The organism is Streptomyces globisporus, assembly GCF_003501885.1.
In the GTDB taxonomy this organism is placed as follows: domain Bacteria; phylum Actinomycetota; class Actinomycetes; order Streptomycetales; family Streptomycetaceae; genus Streptomyces; species Streptomyces globisporus_D.
The window spans coordinates 1-1,106 of the sequence record NZ_QWFA01000396.1 but is presented as its reverse complement, the minus strand read 5'-3'; the positions used below and the strand labels follow the sequence as shown (position 1 = coordinate 1,106).

The following is a 1,106-nucleotide window of genomic DNA, read 5'->3' as shown; positions in this document are numbered from 1 at the left end:
TGTACGCGGTCGATGCCGGTGACCGCGCAGTCCGGGCGGGGGTGCGCGGGGCGGCGGTGGTGCGCGCCGCGGCGGGGGAATCCTCATGCACCCGTCCACGGTACTGGCCGCAGAGCCCCCGTGGCGTGACGGGGGACGGCGGCACTCGTTATGCGGAGCGGGTCAGGGCTCGGCCGGGCGGCAGTCGTTGGGGGTTGGCAGGCGATGGTGGTGCAGCAGTACAGGGACGGAGGCGGTGCCCGCGCTGTCCGCGCCCTCGCCGCGGCCGGGGTGATCGCGGTCACCGCCGGGTGCATCGGCGGGGGCGGCGGCGCGGCCGACGGATCCGGGCAGCGTTCCGTGGCCGCCGACCGACCGCTCGATCTGCTCGGGCAGGCGGCAGACGTCCTCGTCGAGGCGGGTGGCGCGGAGACCCGTACGTCGATGGAGACGGCGGCCGGCGGTACGCGGGTGACGATCCGGGGGCAGGGCGCGTACGACTTCCGCAGGCAGATGGGGCGGCTCCGGGTGGTGCTGCCCAAGGACCCGGCGGGCAAGGACGCCGCGGGGGCGGACGGCCACCGGCCGATCACCGAGCTGCTGGCCCCCGGGGCGCTGTACATGAAGAACCGCGGCGCCGGGGTGCCCGACGACAAGTGGGTCAGGATCGACACGACCGGTCTGAAGGACGGCAACCTCGTCACCGGTGGGGTCACCGACCCGATGGCGGCGGCCGAACTGCTGCGCGGAGCTGCCGATGTGACGTACGCGGGGAAGACCGAGCTGGCCGGGGTGACCGTGCATCACTACCGGGGCGTCGCCGACCTGGGGCGGGCGGCCCGGGCCGCATCGCCGCAGTCACGCGGGGCGCTGAGCGCGGCGGCGAAAGGGTTCAGCAAGGACGCCGTGCCCTTCGACGCCTACCTCGACGAGGACGGCCGGCTGCGGAAGGTCCGGCACCGCTTCACCTTCTCCTCCGACGCCCGGGGCCCGGAGGTGTCGGTGGTCTCGACGCTGCTGCTGTACGGGTTCGGGCTGCCGGTCACGGTGACGCTGCCGGACGAGGACGCCATCTACACCGGCGAGATCCAGCAGGGCTGAGGGGTGCCGGGGGTGCCGGGCGGGGC

1 protein-coding gene is annotated in these 1,106 nt (G+C 74.9%); it reads left to right on the top strand.

Annotated features, from left to right (window positions below; translation table 11 throughout):
- The first annotated feature begins 204 nt into the window (after positions 1 to 204).
- Complete coding sequence (locus tag D3105_RS33920; protein WP_118906600.1) at positions 205 to 1,080, top strand: hypothetical protein; 876 nt, start codon at positions 205 to 207, stop codon at positions 1,078 to 1,080.
- Positions 1,081 to 1,106: the final 26 nt, after the last annotated feature.